21 protein-coding genes, 1 tRNA gene and 2 pseudogenes are annotated in these 23224 nt (G+C 31.0%); 5 read left to right on the forward strand and 19 right to left on the reverse strand.

Going from position 1 to position 23224, the window contains the following annotated elements; all coding sequences use genetic code 11:
- Positions 1-313: 313 nt before the first annotated feature.
- The 11 genes and pseudogenes from AD998_18235 to AD998_18285 form a co-directional block, all read right to left on the reverse strand.
- The gene (locus AD998_18235) at positions 314-1417 is read right to left on the reverse strand and encodes a hypothetical protein (protein KOY87814.1); all 1104 of its coding nucleotides are present in this window, start codon (positions 1415-1417) and stop codon (positions 314-316) included.
- Positions 1418-1575: 158 nt separating this feature from the next.
- Positions 1576-2151, reverse strand: coding sequence for a hypothetical protein (locus AD998_18240; protein ID KOY87815.1), 576 nt, complete (start codon positions 2149-2151; stop codon positions 1576-1578).
- Positions 2152-2256: 105 nt separating this feature from the next.
- Positions 2257-2652, reverse strand: coding sequence for a hypothetical protein (locus AD998_18245; GenBank protein ID KOY87816.1), 396 nt, complete (start codon positions 2650-2652; stop codon positions 2257-2259).
- Positions 2653-2771: 119 nt separating this feature from the next.
- Positions 2772-3377 carry a hypothetical protein gene (locus tag AD998_18250; protein ID KOY87817.1) on the reverse strand — a complete coding sequence of 202 codons (606 nt, stop codon included), beginning with the start codon at positions 3375-3377 and terminating at the stop codon, positions 2772-2774.
- Between the two features lie 105 nt (positions 3378-3482).
- Positions 3483-3881, reverse strand: coding sequence for a hypothetical protein (locus tag AD998_18255; GenBank protein ID KOY87818.1), 399 nt, complete (start codon positions 3879-3881; stop codon positions 3483-3485).
- Between the two features lie 37 nt (positions 3882-3918).
- The gene (locus AD998_18260; protein ID KOY87819.1) at positions 3919-4578 is read right to left on the reverse strand and encodes a hypothetical protein; all 660 of its coding nucleotides are present in this window, start codon (positions 4576-4578) and stop codon (positions 3919-3921) included.
- A 137-nt stretch (positions 4579-4715) separates the two neighbouring features.
- Positions 4716-5192, reverse strand: coding sequence for a hypothetical protein (locus AD998_18265; GenBank protein ID KOY87820.1), 477 nt, complete (start codon positions 5190-5192; stop codon positions 4716-4718).
- Between the two features lie 78 nt (positions 5193-5270).
- Positions 5271-6548, reverse strand: a complete 1278-nt coding sequence (locus AD998_18270) for a hypothetical protein (GenBank protein KOY87821.1) — start codon at positions 6546-6548, stop codon at positions 5271-5273.
- A 691-nt stretch (positions 6549-7239) separates the two neighbouring features.
- A pseudogene (locus tag AD998_18275) lies at positions 7240-7482 on the reverse strand (hypothetical protein).
- 722 nt (positions 7483-8204) lie between these two features.
- Positions 8205-9002: a hypothetical protein gene (locus AD998_18280; protein ID KOY87822.1), complete on the reverse strand. Its 798-nt coding sequence runs from the start codon at positions 9000-9002 to the stop codon at positions 8205-8207.
- A gap of 69 nt (positions 9003-9071) precedes the next feature.
- Complete coding sequence (locus tag AD998_18285; GenBank protein ID KOY87823.1) at positions 9072-9581, reverse strand: GNAT family acetyltransferase; 510 nt, start codon at positions 9579-9581, stop codon at positions 9072-9074.
- A 228-nt stretch (positions 9582-9809) separates the two neighbouring features.
- Here AD998_18285 and AD998_18290 point away from each other — a divergent pair, with 228 nt between their 5' ends.
- On the forward strand, positions 9810-10481 hold the full coding sequence (locus tag AD998_18290; GenBank protein ID KOY87824.1) for a hypothetical protein: 672 nt from the start codon (positions 9810-9812) through the stop codon (positions 10479-10481).
- Between the two features lie 332 nt (positions 10482-10813).
- Here the strand turns inward: AD998_18290 and AD998_18295 are convergent.
- Positions 10814-11041 (reverse strand): annotated as a pseudogene (locus tag AD998_18295) (hypothetical protein).
- A gap of 114 nt (positions 11042-11155) precedes the next feature.
- Between AD998_18295 and AD998_18300 the strand changes: the two are divergent.
- The 4 genes from AD998_18300 to AD998_18315 all read left to right on the forward strand — a co-directional run bounded on the left by AD998_18300 (position 11156) and on the right by AD998_18315 (position 16230).
- Positions 11156-11350, forward strand: a complete 195-nt coding sequence (locus tag AD998_18300) for a hypothetical protein (GenBank protein ID KOY87825.1) — start codon at positions 11156-11158, stop codon at positions 11348-11350.
- 488 nt (positions 11351-11838) lie between these two features.
- Complete coding sequence (locus AD998_18305; protein KOY87826.1) at positions 11839-13152, forward strand: hypothetical protein; 1314 nt, start codon at positions 11839-11841, stop codon at positions 13150-13152.
- Between the two features lie 70 nt (positions 13153-13222).
- Positions 13223-14728 (forward strand): hypothetical protein, encoded by a 1506-nt coding sequence (locus AD998_18310; GenBank protein ID KOY87827.1) that lies wholly within the window; start codon positions 13223-13225, stop codon positions 14726-14728.
- A gap of 623 nt (positions 14729-15351) precedes the next feature.
- Positions 15352-16230, forward strand: a complete 879-nt coding sequence (locus tag AD998_18315) for a hypothetical protein (protein KOY87828.1) — start codon at positions 15352-15354, stop codon at positions 16228-16230.
- 192 nt (positions 16231-16422) lie between these two features.
- Here AD998_18315 and AD998_18320 read toward each other — a convergent pair.
- From AD998_18320 to AD998_18350, 7 genes are all read right to left on the reverse strand, one after another.
- Positions 16423-16499 (reverse strand) — tRNA-Arg (locus tag AD998_18320).
- 46 nt (positions 16500-16545) lie between these two features.
- On the reverse strand, positions 16546-16851 hold the full coding sequence (locus AD998_18325) for a 30S ribosomal protein S10 (protein KOY87829.1): 306 nt from the start codon (positions 16849-16851) through the stop codon (positions 16546-16548).
- A gap of 141 nt (positions 16852-16992) precedes the next feature.
- Entirely contained in the window at positions 16993-19119 is a 2127-nt protein-coding gene (gene fusA, locus AD998_18330) for an elongation factor G (protein KOY87830.1), read from the reverse strand.
- Between the two features lie 37 nt (positions 19120-19156).
- Complete coding sequence (locus tag AD998_18335; GenBank protein KOY87831.1) at positions 19157-19624, reverse strand: 30S ribosomal protein S7; 468 nt, start codon at positions 19622-19624, stop codon at positions 19157-19159.
- Between the two features lie 141 nt (positions 19625-19765).
- Entirely contained in the window at positions 19766-20188 is a 423-nt protein-coding gene (locus AD998_18340; GenBank protein KOY87832.1) for a 30S ribosomal protein S12, read from the reverse strand.
- 179 nt (positions 20189-20367) lie between these two features.
- Complete coding sequence (locus AD998_18345) at positions 20368-20598, reverse strand: hypothetical protein (GenBank protein KOY87833.1); 231 nt, start codon at positions 20596-20598, stop codon at positions 20368-20370.
- A 423-nt stretch (positions 20599-21021) separates the two neighbouring features.
- Entirely contained in the window at positions 21022-22863 is a 1842-nt protein-coding gene (locus AD998_18350; GenBank protein ID KOY87834.1) for a hypothetical protein, read from the reverse strand.
- Positions 22864-23224: the final 361 nt, after the last annotated feature.

Raw genomic sequence — 23224 nt, forward strand, 5'->3', positions numbered from 1 at the left:
CCCTGATTTTGCAATGGTGTAATAAAATAATTTTTCAGTAATTTTTTTTAGTAGAAAATACTAAAAGGAAAGAATAAGTAGCAATAATAGAATTAATTTTTGGTGTAATATTTTATATAAAATTCAATAAAAACACCAATATTAAATGTTGCAACATTTAATATATTAAGAGCTAAAGAGGTATTGAAGTGTAAAACTTGATTAAAGAAATTATCTCTCCTAGCCTGTAACTTGTCCAAAATTTTTCTTTTATCAGCTCTAAAATTTATAAAATCAGGGAGTATTAAATTTCATACTTATGTAAAACTTTATTTCAATCAGTATCTGTTCCTATAATTGAATAAACTTTGTTAGTATGGATATGAATACAAACTATGCCTATATCCCAAGATAGTTGCCTATAAAACCAAGTATTGGAGATAAATTCAAACCAAACAAAGTTGTCAAGTTCGTGAATTATTGATGGAATGTTTTTCTTCTCAAAAGAAATTCCACACATTCCAAGAAATGAATGCCAAGCTTTTAATCTGCCATAAGCACCTAGTTCACCTCTTGAATATGCTCCTCCATTGGATGCAGTAGAATAAAGCATTGAAAATATTCTATTTGGAGTAGCCTGAGCAATTTTCAATATTGTCTTCTCTTCAAATTCAGCTTGATATAAAGTGCCTATGATTTCTTCTATTGGTATTTCAGGGCGATTCATTTTACCACACCGAAATTCTGCTTTACCATTGGAATTGAGTGTCCAGTCATCCAAAACTGATAGGCATTGCTTTTCTAAAAAAGGCTCTATCATTAATTCTATATTCATATTTGATGAAGCCTCCTTTTCTGTATAATCTATTGGAGTTTGATTATTAAATAAAGGTGTAGGTTTCCCGTAAGAATAATAGCTAAAATCTATTGAATAGAGTTTTGTTTCAATGGTTGTTAATTGTAAAGGAAGATTAGATAATCTAGATTTCCCAAGTCTTTCGGCTATTTTATCTAATCTTTTATCTCCAAAAAATAATTCTTTTCTAATTACTAACTCATGAAGAATCATCCAGTAAAAACCATGTAATGCAGAGTCATCATACATGTCTATTTGATCTGTTAAATCTTTCTTATCTTGATAAGCAAGCATGGATGCGATAGTTCGAAGATCTAAGCTATGAATATATTTTCTTACCAACTTGAAAGAACGATTAATATTTTCTTGCCCTAAAGTTATTGCTAAAGACCTAAAAATAAACTCTTTTTGGTTTTTGATTATACTTTCTTCAATGCCATGCTCCTTCATAGCATCATCAAGACTTGTATATAATTCATAAAGAATCTCTGGACTTCGCTTCCAAATTATGATTTGTTCTTGAAGCTCTTTATAGTTAGTAGCGTTTTTAAGTTTTTGAATAAATTCTTCTATATTATTCATAATAGTAACTATTACACATAATGTTTTTCAAATTTGCATTTGGGCAGGCTTTTATTACTGAACTTGATAAGAAGCATCAAAAGATTTGTTATGAAATCGCATAGAAGCAAATAACTCCAAGTTTGCATGTTAGATGATAGAAATATTGGTAAGCTTTTTTATTGTTTAGGGTAAGTCAAATACTCCTTTTCTATCTTGTCTAAACAACTTTCAATTGTATCAATAACAAAGTTTCTATCAACAATTACAGAAAATAATTTACCTATTTTGTCTGCTGGGCATGGTTCTCTCCAACCTTTCCAAAGAAACTTTATTTTTCCATCTAATTCTATTATTGTAATCAGATATGCATCTGTCGTTTCATCAATTGAAATATGGCAATTAACCCAGACCTTATTATCTAAGACTGGTAAATGTTTGTATTTATCCTTATGCTGCTCCTCAAGTTGATTAGACTTCCAAACGAGTTCAAATAGTTCTTCGTCAGTTTTATTTGAAAATTCAGTATGGGAAATTGAATCAAAATTATTTTTAATTTGGTCTTTTATATGTTTTAGCGAACTTTTCCATGAACTCAAAAAACAGGGTTCTTCTGGATCACCAATTATTTGTCCACCCAATACTAAATGACAGAAAGCATAATAATATCCATTATCTTTATATGTATAGCCAGGAGCATACCTTATTGCAAAAGTATTTTTATCACCTATATATGTCTCATTCTGTGTAGTCATAAAAATTGTAGCAGATATTTAGCAACTATCTAAATAATAATATTATGCTATAAACTATTTTGGAACATGAGATTTGCCTTTTAGATATTGTTAGTTTATGCTCTTTTATTTTTCATTCATTCGTTTTGTAATAAAATTATCTTTCTTAAGATCATAGAATGTTCCACTTGCTGAAGTACCAATTTTTTTATTGTTTGTATTTATGTTCAATATTGTATCTGTAAAATGTATTCTAATTTTGTCCCACCCAGCCCCTTTCCATAGTTCAGGATTGTCTGCATTTTGAATTTCGTTCATTATAGACATTAATTCTTTTTTGTCAGTTATAACAAACATCGCATTTTTGGCATATTGAAATGCCTTACCTTCATGTTTAAAATATTCAATTTTCTTAGGTATCCCTAATTTTTGAATTTTCCCATTTTGGTCAAAAGTCAACTTTTTTCCAGAGCAGTTTGTCAAGAACAATAAAATAATAAGAATTGAAAAAAAATTAGTCATCTTTTAAGATTGTTGGTCTGTAATGGTTATAGTTAATGGTTAACTTTGCATTCAAGCAAACTTAGAAACCTCAATTTTGTGTATGGTCACCAATACAAAACTCGTATTATTACAAGCATTTACTTTCCATTGCAGGTTTTTAAGTATTTTGTATACTCGTCTATAAACTTATCACGTTGCTTTTTATAGTCTTCAACACTTTCAAAATTTCTATATTCAGGTTTCATGTTATTGAAATAGAAATAAACTGTTACCCCATTGCCAGGAAACATAACAAATGTCCCTAATGTACTTCCTGTTTCAATTGTTGCTCTGCTAAACCCATAAACCTTATAACCATTAAATTCAAGTTTAATAAGATCTTTTGTTTCCATATTCTGTGAATGTGAATTTAAATACTTCAAGTTATCAAGAAGATTCTTTTTGTCTTTTTCGTAGGATTTTTTGTCTGAAAGTTCAACTTTCAAATTTACAAAAGGTGCATTCTTTTCATTGTTATATAAAACTCTGTAACCATCCATTCGTGTTACTTCTACTTCTCCCTTATCAGTTTTCACAATCCTAAATTTTTCCGAAGCTTCAGGAAGTCGGTCTGGGTCGGTAGCAGTCAAATTTGTGGCATTCTTAAATGAAATGTAACATTGTCCAATTTCATTTTTGGTTGTAAAGCTTATGAGAATGCCTGTCAGGAAAATTGTTGAAAATAACATCAATTTTGATTTCATATTTTGCTTATTTTTTAAGTGTTTATTTTATTTCCTTAATATTGATACTAATGTTTTGTATTAGATGCCTTCACTTATACTTTATCGTTTTGAACCTCATTAAAATTAATCATTGGTCAAAATATTGTCAGTCCATATTTGCCTCATCAATGGAGAGATTCTCCAACAATCTTCAATATTTTCATTATCCCAACAAGCCCAATAATGAATGGTGTATTCGTGAAGTTTAAAGTCTGTTTCTAATATTGGTTTTATTCTTTCACAATATTTTACAAATAGTTCTTCAGTACTTTGGTCTTCTGTTGCCTGAATGATAAATTCCATTAAAATGAATTTCTTATCTTCATCTTCTGTCAATCTATAATGTAAAATATACTGTTCAATGTCTTCAGGATTTCCTTCTGTATAAGACCAGTCTTGCATAGAAGAGTCATGTGGAATATTTAGTTCTTCTGATAACTCATCCATTGCTTTTCTTGTCCCACATCTAAACTTTGGCTCCATTTTATTCTGTTTATTTTTACAATGCCTGCAAAAGTTTTTACCATCTGTTCCAATAGTAAAAATCAGGTTCTTCACCCTTTTTATAAATTGCTATTCTCTCAATGGAGTTGTTGTGTCTGTTACAGTCAAAGGAAATTCCCTTTGAATAATAGTTAAGATATATATTATTGGGATGGGTTTCTTCTTTTTCTGGCTTACCATACGTTTTTATAATTCTGTACAGGTTATCAGTCTTTAAATGTATTCCTTTATCTGTGATAGCATTAGCTGGATACAAAATGCCTATTTCTTCTATTTGTGAATCTGTGAAATTCTTTTTATTACCTCCAGTGGTGGTTGAAAGAACCACAATTTTATTATTAAGAAAGAAAAATCGATTAGTATAATAAGTGGTAGTTTCCCCACATGCAATGCTTCGATTAAAATCGGACTGTTTTCTACATTTTTCTATAGCACTTTGTACTGTCATATTAAGATTAAGTCCGTTCACTCCTTGTCCTGCCTGTATAATAAAATTTGTTGTATCAATAGCTATTGGCTTTTTGTTAATGGAATCTGTATTAATCTGTGTATTTTTCAATATGGTCATAGTTGCAGAAGAATCCATAGGAATAGAATTATCTGTACTGCTGGAATTGTTGGGAGATTGACAACCCCAAATTAAAAATGTCAGTATGATATAAAAGAGTCTCTTCATTTTACAATATATATAAGGCTTATAGCAGATTTCAAAGTGAAATAACATCAATGACTACAAATCAATAAGAGAAGCAACATATCTTGATACTGACACTCTAAGCATTATTGATTTTAATATGATGTTGGGTAGTTTTTTTATTTTTCATCATAATTGGCGTACATTAATTTCTCATTATCAAATTTTAAATGAATCATTTTTTTTATTCTTTTTTTGAAGTAATCACCTACTCCAATTAATTTATTAAATTCATCTTTTACTAAAAACCAGTTTAATTTTTCATCAGCAATTATTATATAAGCTTTAAGATAATCTTCAGGATATAAGCTATCAATAAAATCTATATTATCTTTATAGATTCTTTGCTCTTTATCTATTGGCAAAAAATAGTATTGATGCCCAAGTGTTGTTAATTTTTTCAACTGGATCAAAACATTTGTATGATTATAAAATCTAATCTCATAAAAGTTGCGGAAACTAAATCCCCAATATCCATACTTTTCTAAAAATTCTTCTGAAGTTAAATTGTGTATATCATAGTATTCACCAATATCTATAGTTTTTGAGATTTTCTGGATAATCCTATTTTTTTCTATTTCATCAGTAATTTCCATTAGAGTCGTTTTTTGAGTTTTACTTATAAAATTTATTTAAAAGATGTAAAAGTCTATTAGAATACTACGTGTTGATTTTTACTCTTCTTTCAGTAGCTTTCTCGTTTCCAAGTAACTATCAAATGGTAGTTCGTTTCTAATTTTGTCTGATAAAACATTATTTGCCATTAGCAATTCTAGTATTCCATTTCTATGAATGCCACAATTCATTTTACTGTATAAAATTTCAAGTGGTTCTTTACACTCTAATGTTTTGTTGGCTCTATAAATACTAGTATAAGTCCCAGCAAGATTTTCGATAATGTCTTCATCATTAAATTTAGTTGCAATATCACATAATATCCTAAAGTCTCCTTTTTCGTAATTTGAAATTAAAATTTCCAAATATTTGTAAGGTCGTTTTGATTTTTGAATATTTTTCAGTAAAAACTGCCTAATTGAATTACTTTTTAAGTGTTTCAATGCACCTATTGCGTATTCTGTAATTCTATTCTTAGAAGATCTTTTTTTTGCTAAATCTAAAATAAACTCACTATCAAATGGAAATTTTTGATAGTTAAATACTATTAGAAGTTTTTCTATATTGGTTTTATCCTTTTCAACAAGCAGTCTGTTTGCTATTAAATTTACTTCATCTTCAGATATTTGTTTTATTCTTTTTAAAGGCAAAAACTTGACATTTAGAATTGCATCTACAATGTCTTTATATTGAATATTACTTCTCTCATTTCTATGCTTTTCTTGTATGCTTTTCGTTTTAGAAATCATATCCAGATAAAGTCGGATATGTTTGTTTGTTTTTGAAGCTTTTTCAAGAATTTCGTAAACTTTTAAATCTTTATTATCATCTTGAAAACATCTTATAATATAGTCATCTTGAGAGTTATTAGGGTTTTCTGCTATATATTTCCCAAACTTTTCTGCAATAAATAAAAGCCCGTTAAGTCCATCAAGTGTTAAAATTTCTTCATACCCAACCCAATCAGAACCTTCAATGGGATTACTTAAAAATCTTTCATAAATCGCTTGCTTTGCTTCTATATCACCTTGTTCTGCATAAAGTTTAACAAGGTCAAACAAATGGGTTAAATTCCAAGTATGATTTTGTTCAGTTGCCAAACCTTGCAAAACTGCTTTACGAATTTTGGTTTTCTGTTTACAAATAGAAATTATATCAAAAATATACTTCGCTCTGCTTCCTTCACTTTGCCCATCATATGCGAAAATATTTAATGCCCCTTTAATAATTTGATTTGAGAAGTCAATTTCAGGATTATCTCTTACTATCAGATATGCTTCTCCTGTCCCACGTTTTAATGAGTTCAAAAATTGTCGTTTTATGTTGGTTGTTGTCATTATTCTAAAATGGATAGTAATTTATAAATATACATACCCCTATTCTCTCAAAAATCACGTTAAAATCTACATTTTAACATAAAACACTATTTATCAAATAATTATGTTAGAAATAGCACAGTATATGTTCTATGTTATTCTTAATGATCTGAGCAATAAAATATTTATCAAACCTTTATCTAAATTTGCATATTATATGATAAAAAGCATGTTTTACTATTTTCTGAGGCTAAGTCTGAGTTGTTCAATAAGTATATTGTTATGTACAGAGTTTCATCAATTATAAAGTTTCCCAATCTTTAAACTCAAACCATTGTTCTTTATTTTTTTTCACTTTCTTAATTATTCGTTTTGGTGGGTTACTCCATCGTTTGGTTTTTGGATTATAAATTTTATATCTGTTATTGTCATAGTAGATTATTCCTTTTTTATCACAAGCTTCGATAATTTTCACTTTAATTAAAAAGTCTTTATCATTACATTTTGTTATAATCCCTTTAGCAATGCAAATATTATCATCATCTTTATTTTCCTGCTCTTTACTTACATATCCCTTATTGTAATTGAACTCAAGTGTATCCCCTATCTTATATTCCGAAAACTCATCTTGATTTCTTTTTAATTCTGCTTTTTTGGAGTCATCCCAATACTCTTGATAGTATTTTACTTGTTCTTCAAGTTTAATCTCTTTGTTATTTAAATATCTATGATAACTTTCTAAAATAATTCCAGACATATCATCAGGATGATAAATTCCTAAATTGTTAAAATATTCTGAAAGTCTGGAACCTGCCCAAAGACGCCAGTTATTTCTCATCCACGTTCCAAATCCGAAATGAACTCTTCCTCCAAATTCTTTTTCTTTAAGACTTTTTACTTGAATTTTTATGCTATCATTCCAGAAAGTATCAATTTGATTGAAGCAGTCCTCCAAATTTTTAGGGATATAGACTCCATCTAGTGTGTCTGTTACATACTTCATTTTATTTTTTGCATCTAATCTTTTTTGTTGCTCTAAAAACTTATTAAGTATTTCCTTTTCATTAATTTTTCCATTTAGTAATTTTTGTCGAAATGCATACAGTAATACTTTAGAATGATATTCATAAATCCCTTTTCTTTCTAAATATTTAGTGATTTCTGGATTTCCGTTTTCGTAACTTGTCCAATTAAATATCGTTTTATAATTTTTGTATGGTTCTTGTTCAGCAAATGGATAAACTGCATAAATAAGGCTATCTTCGTGAATTGATTTAATTTTAGTTTTCAAGTCTTCTGAACAATCTTTATCCAGATATTGTACAGTTTGTTTTAAATTTTTCGGTAGTTTATTTTGTCCAAATAAATTCAGAGATGTCAGAACTGTAAGTATTAATATTCGTATTAGTGTTCTCATAGCATTACAAATAGCTTATATATTAAAGCAATATACATTTTTATAGGTAAATCAGAAAGTTAATACACATTAGATATTCTTGTATGGTAGACTGATAAAAAGAAGTAAGAATTTTATCTGCTGTTTATTTTTCTAAAATCCGCAGAAGAATGGTAATCTTTCAGAATTTGCATCAATGAGCTTTTGAAACTTTAAGATTCTCCCAACACTAAAGTTTTTAGTTGCTTAAATATTTCAAATTGTACTGACTACAACCTATATTATCGTATATTTTTATTAATTCTCTTAAGTACTTTCTTTTCGAACACTGATTTAACATATGCCCTTTGTGCTTTAAGAGTTCTTCCATCAGGATTATGATTTAAATTTACATAACTCCAGCAACCTAATGAAACTTCAACAGTACTATCAAATCTATTAAAGTCTCGGATTAGTATTACTAGATTAGTAATTGAATCATTAAGATTCCTTATTTCAGAATGCTCATCATAATACTTAGTATCGTGATAATGAGAAAAACTAATATTTAATCCACTATTCTTCAATTCAGAAATTAAGCTGTCTCGTGAAAAGTGCTTAATATGATATACTGCTGAATCTTTATCAAAACAAGTAACTTCTCCTTTGCTAGTTGCCATAAAGGCAAATACAGAAATCACAAGAGGAATAAAAGGTGTTAGATGTAATGTAACTAATCTTTCTTTAATTGTTTCTATCTGAAATGCAAATGGCAAAATCAGTAGTGCCATTAAGTCCGTATAATCAACGGTTCTTTGTAAATACCAAAGTCTTATATCATTCCAAAAATCTATGAATATTTGACTAGCAGGTGATTTCCAAAGAGTAAAAAGAACTCCAGTAAACCAGAATATATCTTTCTTATATTTTGGAAATAGTGATGTCCAAAATAGTGGAAATATAAAGAGACCCGCAAAGTCTGAGAGTTTTCCTGTCAACCAATTCCCATAAAGTTCTTTTAGAACAAAATCGTTTAAAAGAAGAATTATCAATCCAATGATAAAATAATAAGAAGTCAGTATTTTTAATCTTTGTGTCATTTTAGAATGTAATAAAACTATTTTATGAACCTTTCCATCTTATTGAAATAAGTTTCATTGAATGGCTATTTAATGCCTTATTATTAACTTCCAATTAAATGATGTTTCAGTCTCTCCTATTTTAATAAAATCATTTTTTTCAAGTACTTTCGATGAGGCAATATTTGTTTTGTCTGTTGAAGCAATCATAGCTTTTACGATTTGCTGTGTTTTTGCCCACTCAATCATTCCTCTTACTACTTCTGTCATATATCCCTGTCCCTGAAACTCATCATAGGTTCCATATCCAATTTCTATTTCTCCCTCTGCATTTGGTTCACCAACTATGCATAAGTCTCCAATCATTTTGTTTTCAGTTTTTGAAATTGCTGTCCAAAGAGTTGAATACAAATAGTTCTTTGTATGATCTGCCACATTTGGGAGTATTGTATTTTCTAATGCTTCTTTTAACTCCTCTGAAATCGTTCTTGATGTTCTATTCAGATTCAGTTCTTCCTCTAGTGAGTTGTCACATTTAGCATATTTAACTAACTGGTCGTAAGTCAATGGTTTTATGATTAGTCTATCTGTTTCTATCATTTAATTAAAATGAGTTATTGATTATAAATTATATCAATTAAAAAAAAGATATATCAAACACCAAACAATTTTTATACATATCATTTTAAAAACTATTCTTTTATCAGTTTTAAAACTTTATAAAATCAGATAGTTATGAAATTTTATTACAAATATTTACACAAATATTTGATTATCAAGTATTTATATATTATATTTGCAATATTAATCACTTTAAAACCTATAACTATGGAACAAACATTAGAAGAACAAATAGTGGAACTAAGAAATCAAGGTTTCTCCTATGATGAAATAGCTTCACAACTTGGAACAAATAAAACAAAAGTATTTAGAGTTCTTAGAAAAGCGGGGTTTCATGAAATGGATGAAACAATAGAGCAAGAACTTTATGAAACAAGTGAAACGTTGGAACAGAAATTTCAAAAATTGAAACAAGAATTTGAAACGTTTCGAAACACCTTTGAAACCTCGCATAAAAATAGTGAAACAGATATTGAAATGTTTCAAAACAAGATACCAAGAGATATACGTGAACATATAGTATTTGCTTTATCTGATATTGAGAATTACATTATATATCCAAAATATTTTAAAAAGGATAAATTTGATAAATTAAGAGTAGGCATCACTTCAGCTATTTGTCGTTATATAGAATTTGGAGAGGATATGAAAATAGATGTTTTTAGATTGCCATTATTCAAATTATTTGTAGAGTTCTATTTTCTTGTATTTTTCTCTACAATCAAATCAAAAAGTATTTCTCTTTCTCCTGAATATGATTTAATTGCTGATGTTTATCCTCCGAATATTCTTCATGAGAATATGTTTAAAGAAATGTATCAGATTTTTTATGAAAAAGAATACGAGGAAGAAGTGGTAGAAGAGGAAATTGAAGAGTAATACAAATAAACCCGCAATAAGCGGGTTTATTTATTGGTAAAACTGCGGTGATATTAAGATTCATCTTCTGGATTAGGCAAAGCATTTAACAATATGCCTTGCAAAGTTTTTTTATTTATTGAAACATTATATTTAGATAACTCTTTTTCAAGTTCATTAGTGTATATTTTGGCATAATTTTCAGAGGTTTGGTTCTTACTTTTCTTAAATTTGATCATTGTATTGCTTAAAACATTAGAAATTACCAAAGATGAGGTTTCTGCCATAATCTCCATTTTTTCCTTCTCAGAGCGTAAATATTCTATTTCTCGCTCTAATTCCCTTATTTTTTTATCTTTTTCGATAGTGGCTTGCGAACTTTGCTCATCAAATAATATTTCTTTAACACCAACACCCAAGAAGTCTGCAATCTTTTGCAAATTCTCTATGGTGAGTGCCGTTTTCCCATTTTCAATCTTATTATAGCTTGAACGGACTAAACCTAAGTGATTTGCCAAGTCATCTTGTTTTAATCCTTTTAATTCTCTGATTTCCTTTATTTTACGATAAACTTTTTCCATAGTGCAAATATAGAAATAAAGTTTTTTTAAAGAAACTTTGCTAAAAATTTGAAATTAATTTAAAATTTACAACATTTGTAACGTAAAAATAAACTTGTTTCTAATAAAGAAATCATGGAAAACGTAAAACATCTGAACGTGCATATTCCTCTTGTGATGGATGACCAAATCAAGGAAATATGTCAAAAGAGGAAAAAACAAGGTATGCCCAATTCTACTATGCGAATTGTAGTGGTAGAACTTTTGGCTAAAGCCTTGGAACTTGAAAAGAAGGAAAATGAGCCTAAAAGGTTTGATTTCAATGATTAAGGTAGCGTTCAAAAGAACGGATATAGTGAGGGCTTGCCTCTTTACAACACAAAACCCAACCATTCGCAGTAGTTGGGTCTCGTAAAACTTAAAATTGTTTGTAACAATGATTCTCAAAAAAATGAAAAAAAAGCCTAAAAAGCAAGTATTCTGGGTAAAACTTGCAAGGCAACCCAAGCATATCAGAGAGGTAATCTCTCAGGTACTTTTACTTTCAGAGTTCAAAAGGTTCGAACCTCCTGATTTGAGCTGTTTCATGTCAAAAGTTCTCCAAAAGAAATGAGAAGTTCAGGAATATTGCCAAATTTCTTTAAAAGAAACAAAAGTGTTCAACCTCTCGCCTATAGGCGGGGGAGGTTAAGAACTAACTAACATCTGATGTGGATGTGATAAACCTCCTGAAAAATCCCAATGAAACACTTAAATACATTCACCAACAAAGAACAGTCTAAATATTACACTATGAAGCTCAAATCCCATTTTATTATATGTCTATGAAAAAATTAAATATATCCTACTCACGTCATAAAAACGGCTTTTTGTACTGTCAAATCTATTTTGATAGTACAAAAGCCAATTTTAGTACAGGCATCAAGGTAAATGACAAAGAGTGGTTGAATGGAAAGCCAAAAGGCAAGAACTCAGTACAAGTTCAAAAGAAACTAGGAGGCATCAAAGCTGACTTACAAAAATGCTTTGATTATCTGAAGATGAAAAATGAACATGAACAAACCATTTTTACACCTCAAGAACTTAAAGACTTTTATCTAAAAAAGCACATAAACAATGCTATAAAGCATCAAAAATCTGTACTTGACATTCTATCAGAACTTACTGAATCGAAGCTCTCAGAAGGCATCATAAAGCCTCAGAGTAAAACAAGGAGTCAGACTAAGATAAACAATATCAAAAGGTATTTTGAAAGCATATATAATCTACGAATCAGTTTTGATGAAATTGATTATTCATTCTTAGAGAAAATGATAAAATTCTTGCGTGAGGAGAATTTTACTACAAAAAAAATTCAATCACCCAAGAAAAATACCTACCTCAAAAAATACATTCAGTTTCTTACAGAAGGTAATGAATATGCTTTGCAAAAAGGCTATTGTAGTAAGATGATTCCTAAGTATAGGAAATTCAAGAGCGATGCCTCCGAAACGCATTACTTGATGATGAATGAATTAAAAGACCTCATTAATTTGGATTTATCCAAACACAATGATAGCGAGCTTTCAAAAGTTCGTGATTTATTCGTTTTTATGGCTTATACAGGTTTTTTATGGTCTGACTGCCTAGCCTTCAAGCCAAAGGAGCATATTATAACCTCTAATGATGGAACAAAGGTTTTTGCTAAACCACGAGTAAAAACAGGTTCTTATCAACACATTCCAGTATTTCTTGAAGCCAAAAGCATTTTGGAAAGATACGACTATCAACTGCCCCTAGGGACTGAGCAGATTTATAATAGGAAAATAAAGATTCTTTGTGAAATGGTTGGTGTTCCCAATGCTAAGACTGTAACCATGCGTTCTGGACGAAGAACTGCTGGCATGATTTGGCTTTATTCAGGCATTCGCCTTGAGGTGGTAAGTAAAATGTTAGGACATAAGAACATTTCTACGACTCAAAGACATTATGCGAAAATTTTGAATGAAAGTGTTTTGGCAGAAACTGCTCATCTGATAAATATTCCACAGGAAACGCCCCAAGTCCCGAATATAGAACCCAATGAAATGCTTGCTTTAATGAAAGAGCAAACTCTTTTATTGAAAAAAATAGCTCAAAATCAAAACCAATAAAGAAAGCCTTTCAAGTTCTCGACTCTTTGAAAGGCTTTTAAGATACATTTAGCAAAAACATTGTAAAAATATGGAAAACAATGAGTTAATCCAAGAAAAAGCAGAAAATAGTGAAGATTTTTTACTCTCCAAAGAAAAGTTTTGGACTGTACATATCCAAAAAAATAAAGCCAAACAGATTACAATCAGCAATCTTAGAATTATTAGTATTCTGAAAGGATTAGGCTATTATCGACATGATTTGGACAATGATGCCCATACATTTGTACATATTGAGAACAACATAGTCAGAGAAGTATCTGAAAAAACTATCAGAGATGTATTTTTTTCTCATATTGAAAAGATGCCTTCCAAATTAGAAAAAAATCTAACTAGAGATGAACTCCTCGAAAAACTACATGCTGGTATTGATTCTTATCTATCCAAGTCAAAATTAGAAAGATTAAACCTCAATACTCCTTTAATGTTTGTTCAAGATACCAAAGAACAAGCCTTTTTTTTCTTTAAGAATGGATATGTGTGTGTGGATAAGGACAAGATTGAGCTTAAACCTTATTCAGAGCTACATGGATTTATTTGGAAAAATCAGATTGTAAATAAAGAACTTACAATAAAAGCCATCAATGAAAAGGAATTATCTCAGAATGGTGTTTTCTCAAAGTTTGTTTCATTTATCTCTAAACAAGATGATCCAAGAGTTCGACAGTTAGCTTCACTCATGGGCTACTTACTACATAATTATAGGCATGGTAAAAGGAAATCTGTATGTTTTACAGACAGCAGTTTGGAAGATTCCAACAATGGACGCTCAGGTAAAACACTCCTTGCTAAATCGCTTGGCAAGCTAAAATCTTATACTGAAATAGCAGGAAAAGACTTTGATCCCAAAAACAAGCATAAATATCAAAGTTGTCAGCTAGACACTCAAATAGTCCATATTAATGATGCCAGAAATAACTTTCAATTTGAAGCTCTCTATAATGATATTACAGAGGGCTTAAACGTTGAAAAAAAGAACAAAAATCCTTTTATCATACAGCCCAGAATGATTATCAGTTCTAATAAGCCTTTGCGTATAGAGGGAGCATCAGACAGAGATAGAGTAGTAGAGTTTGAACTTGATAATTACTTCTCAGATAGGCACTCCCCTATCAATGAATTTGGACATATCTTTTTTGAAGAATGGGATCAAGAAGAATGGAATAAATTCTACAATTTCATGTTTTGGTGTATCAAAGAATATTTCAATACAGGACTCCAAGAACCTGAAAACACCAGCCTCCCCATCAGAAAGATAAGAAATGAAACTTCCATCGAGTTCTTTGAATGGATAGAATTGAAGTCAGAAGAATTTATAGAATCTATTACAAAGCAGGCTTGGTTCGATAAAAAAGAATTATTCAATGAGTTCAAGAATCAAAATCCTGATGAAAATGAAAAGTTAAAGCAAAGAACCTTCACAGTATGGTTCAAAAAGTATTGTGCTTACAAGAAGCTAAAGGTGAAAGAGGAAAAGAGGAGAAATCCTGTTAATCCAAAGGAGTTTCTTGAATTAATTGCATTTGAGCCATTCTAAGGCTGATAAAAGAAAAACCCATAATGGTTTTTATATATTATATATATACCCCTCTCTCCCTATTTTTTAAAGAATAATAAAGAACAGAGGCACAAATCTGAGTATCAATATTTTAGACAAACAACACATAAATAACATTTCATGTTTATAAGACACAAAAACAGTAAAATACTGATAATGAATATTTAGCAAAAAAAAACATAAGGCACACACCTGATTATGAATATTTTATGCGTAATAATTCCACTTGAATGATAGAGAATATTTTTTGTGCGTTATAGTGCTTTATGAATACTTATAATTAAAATCTTAATAATCAACATATTATATCTTTTTTTTATAAATTTTAGAACCTCTTGTTCCTTATGATAACTGATTGTTCTTTACCTGTTCCTTATATAAAATATTGATATTCAGTTTTGTACCTCTGTGCATTAAGAAATGGAGAAAAATATATAGGGAGGGTAGTATTTTAGTAACACTTGATTTAGCGATGAATTAGAAAATTATAATCCTGATTATTAATACTTTACAAAAAATAAATACTTGTATTTTTCATATTTCAAAACACTGATAACCAATATTTTACACTCATTAAATCACTATAAATCTATTATAACTTTATGAAACCAATATCTGAAATTGAGAAAGCTAAGAGTTATCCTATCCGAGAACTTCTCAGTGATTACGGACACCAGCCTATTAGAGAGTCAAATGGTACACTCTTATATCAAAACCCTTTGAGGACTGAAAAAGAACCCAGTTTTTATGTCTATCCTGCTACCAATACTTTCTGGGACTATGGAAGTGGAGAAAAGAAGTATTCAGTCATAGATCTACTCATGCTTTTAGAAAACATCAGCTTCCCAAAGGCTGTGGATATGATTTTGGAAAAGAATTTTTCCTTTATCAGTCCTGTACTATCTAAAAAAGAACCTCAGGAGAAATACTTTAAAGTAGACAGTATTAAGCCCCTATCTAATCCTTACTTCATTAAATATGTAGAGAAACGTAAAATAAACATTGAGTTTGCAAAAAAATATCTGAAGGAAATATATTACAAAACCTCACAGAATCAACCTCAAAGTTACTTTGGAATAGGTATGGAGAATCAAAGTGGAGGCTTTGAAGTAAAAAATAGTAAATCAGGCAAATACTACTGTTTGGGTTCAAAAGATGCTACCATCATTAAAAATCCACAATATAGAACATGGAGTATCTTTGAAGGTATGTTTGATTTTCTAGCATCCATGACCTATTTCAAGAAGCTTATTGAATCCAATGTCATCATTCTACACACAATCAATACAGCTGAGAAAATACTCGAAGTACCCACTCCTGATACTGAAAAAGTCTATTTGTTTTTAGATAATGACTCCGCAGGAAGTAAAGCAACTGACCAACTCACCAGCCATTTTAGCCAATTTTTCCAAGTGATAGATTGTCGTGGATCTTATCAGGATTATAAAGATTTTAATGATTTTTTGATGCTAAAAAAGTAGCTTTGTAAGTATTTCATAATCAATATTTTATAACAAAACTACCGCAATTTAAAATTCAAAGTGTGAATTATTAATATGAAGCCCTTAAATTACTCATTTATAGTAGTTTAAGGGCTTAAAAATTTTCTCTTTTTTAGATACCTTTTCAAATTTTAGGCAAAAAAAGTGCCTCTATTGAACGTAGAGGCACTTTTGTGAACTCGTAGGGAGTCGAACCCCAAACCTTCTGATCCGTAGTCAGATGCTCTATCCAATTGAGCTACGAGTCCAAATTGGATTGCAAATATAGGAACTTACATTTACAATCCAAAAAAATTATACTTTAATTTTTACATCAACACCACTTGGTAACTCCAATTTCATCAAAGCATCTACAATTTTAGGGCTTGTTGAATAAATATCAATCAATCTTTTGTAAGTACAAAGTTGGAATTGCTCACGAGATTTTTTGTTTACGTGAGGTGAACGCAATACTGTAAAGATTTCTTTACGAGTAGGCAAAGGAATTGGTCCGCTTACTACAGCACCATTGTCTTTCACAGCCTTCACGATTTTAGCAGCAGATTTATCTACTAAGTTGTGATCGTAAGATTTTAATTTAATTCTAATTTTTTGGCTCATTTTTTTTTGAGTTACAGATACTCTTTTGTATCAAATGATAGACGCTGTTTTGATAAAACACTTTTGAAAGCGTCATTTATTCCAAAAGTATTTTTAATATTGAAAAGTACAGAGTTTTAAGGCTCTGTACTTTGTATAATCTTAGTTAGCTTTTGCTCCTTTTACGTCAGCAATTACTTTATCTGCAAAGTTCTGAGGAACGAAGTCGTAATGCGAAAACGTAAGTGTTGCTGAAGCACGACCAGAAGAAATTGTACGCAAAGTAGTAACATAACCAAATAGTTCTGATAAAGGAACATCAGCTTTGATTACTTGAGCACCACCTTTTGTATCCATTCCTTTCATTAAACCTCTTCTACGGTTCAAGTCACCAGTGATAGGACCAGTAAACTCATCAGGAGTTACTACTTCTACACCCATGATAGGTTCCATCAATCTTGGAGTAGCTTTCTTAGCAGCCTCTTTGAATCCAATAGATGCAGCCATCTCGAAAGAGAATGAATCCGAGTCCACATCATGGTAAGAACCATGGAACAAACGAACTTTCATTGAATCAATAGGATAACCAGCCAAAGGACCGTTTTTCATAGCAGCTTCAAAACCTTTCTGAACTGAAGGGATAAATTCTCTTGGAATCACACCACCTACAATATCATTTACAAATTCCAAACCAGCTTTATCATCTTCACGGGGACCGATTTCAAATACGATATCAGCGAATTTACCACGACCACCTGATTGTTTCTTATAAACTTCTTTATGTTCTACAGTTCCTGTAAGAGCTTCTTTATAAGCTACTTGAGGAGCACCTTGGTTCACTTCAACCTTGAATTCACGCTTCATACGGTCTAAGATGATTTCCAAGTGCAATTCACCCATACCACGTAATATAGTTTGTCCTGTTTCTTGGTCAGTGAAAATACTCAAAGTAGGGTCTTCTTCTAAAAGTTTTGCAATTGCAATACCCATTTTATCTACATCAGCTTGTGTTTTTGGCTCAATAGCATAACCAATTACAGGCTCAGGGAAACTCATTGATTCTAAAACAATAGGACTGTTTTCATCACAAAGTGTATCACCTGTCTTGATATCTTTGAAACCAACACCAGCACAAATATCACCAGCTTCTACTCTATCAATAGGGTTTTGTTTGTTAGCGTGCATTTGCATCAAACGAGAGATACGTTCTTTTTTACCAGTACGCATGTTCAATACATAAGAACCAGCGTCCAAAGCACCAGAATATACACGGAAGAAACACAAACGTCCTACATAAGGGTCAGTTGCAATTTTGAATGCCAAAGCTGCAAAAGGCTCTTTTACATCAGGTTTACGCTCAATTTCACCTTCTGTATCAGGGTTGATACCTTTAGCAGGAGGTAAATCTAATGGAGAAGGTAAGAATTCGCAAACAGCATCCAATAAAGTCTGAACACCTTTGTTTTTAAAGGCAGAACCACACATTACAGGTTGCATTGTCATATCAATTACTGCTTTACGAATAGCTGCACGCATTTCTTCAGGAGTAATAGAATCTGCATCTTCAAAGAATTTCTCTAATAATTTATCATCGTAAGAAGCTACAGCCTCTACCAAGTTTTGTCTCCACTGAACAACTTCTTCTTTTAAGTCCTCAGGGATAGGAATCACTTGGAAGGTTCTTCCTTCATCAGATTCATTCCATACAATTGCTTGATTTGTAATTAAATCTACTACACCTTTAAATGTCTCTTCAGCACCAATGGGAACTTGCAAAGGAACAGGATTACCACCTAATTTCTCTTTAATTTCCTTAACAGCTTTGAAGAAGTCAGCACCAGCTCTATCCATTTTGTTTACGAAACAGATACGAGGCACATAGTATTTATCCATTTGTCTCCAAACTGTTTCAGATTGAGGCTCAACGCCAGAAACAGAACAGAACAAAGCGATAGCACCATCCAATACACGCAAAGAACGTTCTACCTCAACAGTAAAGTCCACGTGACCAGGGGTGTCAATCAAGTTGATGCTAAAAGTTTTAGTATCTGGTGTCATTTCTCCTTGTACAGTTGGGTAGTTCCAACGGGTAGAAGTAGCAGCCGATGTGATAGTAATACCACGCTCTTGCTCTTGCTCCATCCAGTCCATTGTTGCAGCACCTTCGTGTACTTCACCAATTTTGTGCGTTTTACCAGTATAGTAGAGAATACGCTCAGAAGTGGTTGTTTTACCTGCATCGATGTGAGCAGAGATACCAATATTTCTGAGATACTTTAAATCAGCCATTGTTGTATGGTTTTATGAGTATATATAAATAATGAAATTAGAATTTAAAATGAGAGAATGCTTTGTTAGCTTCTGCCATTCTGTGAGTATCATCTTTCTTCTTCACAGCAGCACCTTCACCTTTAGCAGCTGCTATAATTTCACTTGATAAACATTCTTTCATGGTTTTATCGTTACGCATACGAGCATATTTGATAAGCCATTTGATGCCTAAAGAAGTTTTACGATCAGGGCGAACTTCTGTAGGTACTTGAAAAGTAGCACCACCCACTCTACGGCTTCTTACTTCTACACTAGGCATTACATTGTTTAATGCTTTTCTCCAAACTTCTAAGCCATCTTCTTTTGTTTTTTCAGCTACCATATCAATGGCATCATAAAATATAGTATAGGCAATACTTTTCTTGCCATCGTACATCAAGCTATTTACAAACTTGGTTACCAGAGTATCCTTAAATTTAGGATCAGGTAATACGTATCTTTTTTTAGGTTTTGCTTTTCTCATATTTGTTGTAGTTACTCAACCGAAACTCTATCGGCTGTTGTTCTTCACATTATAATTTTAAATGAAGTTGGCTTTTAGCCTGTGAATTTAGTAATTAATTTCCAAGAGATGCATAGCATCATTGATTACTAAATCTTTAAATTATTTTTTCTTACCTGCGGGTTTGCCTTTTCCAGTCGCAGCTACCTGTCCTGGTTTAGGGCGTTTTGCACCATATTTAGAACGGCGTTGGCGACGATTTGCCACACCAGCAGTGTCTAATGCACCACGTACAATGTGATAACGAACACCAGGTAAATCTTTCACACGACCACCACGAATCAAAACGATTGAGTGTTCTTGAAGATTATGACCTTCACCTGGAATGTAGGCAATTACTTCTTGTTGGTTAGACAAGCGTACTTTGGCTACTTTACGCAAAGCCGAATTTGGCTTTTTAGGCGTAGTAGTATATACCTTTGTACATACGCCACGCTTTTGAGGGCAAGCATCAAGAGCAGGCGACTTGGATTTCGCTTTCTTTACTTCCCTTCCTTTTCTTACTAGTTGCTGTATAGTAGGCATTTATTAATAAATTTTGGATTATTTTAATTTTTGAAGTGCAAAGGTACAAAGAAAAAATCATTGTACAAATTTTTTCTCAAAATTTGCATTAGATGAGTCCTGATTTTCAAAATGATAAAGCCTACTTGATAACTAAGTAGGCTTTAAGATTAGGTATTTTTTTGATTTACAGCACAATGCTAAGCCAACACAGCTACTGGTAGTTCCATTTTATATAATTCTTGAATTGTTTTTTTTACAGCTTCTACCAATTCATTCTCTAAATTGATGGTGTTGGCAGGAGTTTCTAAATCCGCCAAACCTAAGCTTTTAGTTCTAAACAAATCTAAATTTTTCATAACTACTCTTTGCCATGCAACAGGTGAAATGTTTTCATCACACCATTTTTTTATGCTCAATGCATTTGCCATAATTTTATTATTAAATTTTTAAACAAAAACCAACTCTGCTACTAACTGAGTTTGGTACAATTCTTCTACACAAGATGCTATAATTACATAAGCATCCTCAGACAACACTTAATGTTGCAACAGGGTTCATCAAGTCAGAAAGTTCAAAACCATATTCTCTTAATTGAGGCAATGATTTTACAACAACTCTCTGCCAAGAAACAGGCGAAATATTTTCATTGCACCAATTTTGGATTTTTTCAGCAGAAATCATCATAGCTTATTATTTTCAAGAATGAAAAGTTTAAAGGTATTGGTGCTCATTTTTATTTACTAATCAAACATATTATTTATAGAATAGTTTTGATTTAGCATACAAATTTATAAAAAATATGAAGATAAACAATTTTTTTTTCATGAACACCAGCTTTGCGTATGTACCTTTTAGAACTGAAAGTATATAAAAGGTTGTATACCCGATGCTCTTATTTGAACAAAAACAAAGAATATCCACAAAAAAACAAAAAAAGCCTTCACTAAATCTGGAGTTTTAACAAATAAGTTTTGTATGTATTTCTTACTTTTTTGAGGTATGAAGTGTAAAAAATAGGCTAAAAATAAGAGTATAAAAACATTTTTATAACCTATCAAAATTTGTATAATCAGTTGTGATTGAAATGAATAGGCTATTTTTTCTAACATGGTTCTAACAACTACCAAAGCATCCAATTCTTCATTTCCATTGATGCTGATAGGGGTAGCTCTAAAAAATATCCAACAAAAACACACAAAATGAAAGGTTAGTATTTGTGTTAAAAATATGTATATTTTATTTTTTTGAAAAAAATCTTTTTTGTTTGTGAATTCCATCCAAGATTTATGAACCCCCAAAGCCAAACCATGCAAGCCCCCCCAAATAATGAAACGCAGATGACTCCCATGCCAAAGCCCTCCTAAAAGCATGGTAAGCATTAAATTAGCATCCGTACTGAGAGCTATTCTACGTTTTTTACTCCAAATAGCTGAAAGCCACATCAAAAATACAAAAGCAATACAATACAAAGAAGCCCAAGCTTTTTGAGTATAAAGTAACCCTGCCCAAAATACCATGATATGTAATCCTACATATCCCCACATATCTTTGTAGTTTTGTAGCCAAATTATCCAAAATAGCATGGTTAAAGCTATAAACCCAACAGATGCCCACTCAAATCCATCAATAAAAAGGGCTATCACCAGAAAAGTTGGAAGCATTAGGTATGTAAACCAAGAAGCTCTTTTATTCCCACCAAGAGATATATACAAATAATCTCTAAGCCATGTAGAAAGCGAAATATGCCACTTTCGCCAAAAATCTGTAATATTACCAGCCTTATAGGGTTGGTCAAAATTAATACTCAGTCGAAATCCGAACAATAAGGCAAGCCCAATGGCTGTATCTGTATAACCTGAGAAATCGAAATAGATTTGAATAGCAAAACCATACACTCCCATCAAATTTTCGAAACCTGTATAAGCAAAAGGGTTTTCAAAAATTCGGTTTACTAAATTGATACCCAGATAATCTGCAATTAGTTTTTTGGTAAGCCCTCCTATAATCAAAATTAAAGCTCTATTAAAATCATCTTTAGATACTTGATAAGGGGCTTTAATTTGTGGTAGAAAATCTACTGCTTTTACAATAGGACCAGCTACCAAATGTGGAAAAAATGTAACAAATAATGCAAAATCAAAAATACTGTCCAAAGCTTTTAATTTGCCTCGATAGATATCAATGGTATAACTAAGTGTTTGAAAAACATAAAAAGAAATACCTACAGGCAATATAATTTGCGTAATATCAAAATTACTACCTGTGAGTGAATTGGATAATTTAGCTAAGTAATCTACTGATACAAAATTGGTATGGAATACATAGTTGATAAAATCTGTAAATAAATAAGCATACTTGTAATAGGCTAATAATCCTAAATTACAAACAAGACTCATAACAAGCCAAAAGGTTTTCCCCACTCTTGACTTTGCTTTCTCCATAAATCCAGCAAAGTAAAAGTCTGTAATAGTACTAAAAACCAACAGCCAAAAGTAAAAACCACCTGATTTATAATAGAAAAACAAACTAATTATCAATAACCAAAGGTTTTTGATAAAAATATTCTTATAAATCAAACTATAGAAAAAAATGGCTATTAAGAAAAAAACCCAAAACAATGGTTGCAAAAAGTCCCACGGAGCTTCTTTATTAAAGCTAAAAAATTGTATTAAATCTGTCCAGCCAAACTGCATAAAAATAAAAACAAAAATGTAAATTTATGATTTGGAAACAAAATTCAAGAATTTCAATAGATATTTTTTAAATTGCAGTTTTTTAGAACCCATTTATAGAACATGGCAAATCCTTTAATTAGTAAAGCAAAAACTTATACTACTCGTTTTTTAATCTTTGGCGGGGTATCTTTTTTATTGTTTTATGTTTTTGCATCAAATGAAATCTTAAAATCAACTCTTGGAGCAATAGAAAATGTTTTCCCTAATCAAAGTATTACTAGCACATTATATAACTGGAAAGTAGATTATTTCTCCAAAAAGACATCTAATTCTTCTACAAAATCCCAAAAAGAAATTGAAAAAGAGTTTGAAGTTGATA

The organism is bacterium 336/3, assembly GCA_001281695.1.
GTDB lineage: Bacteria > Bacteroidota > Bacteroidia > Cytophagales > Thermonemataceae > Raineya.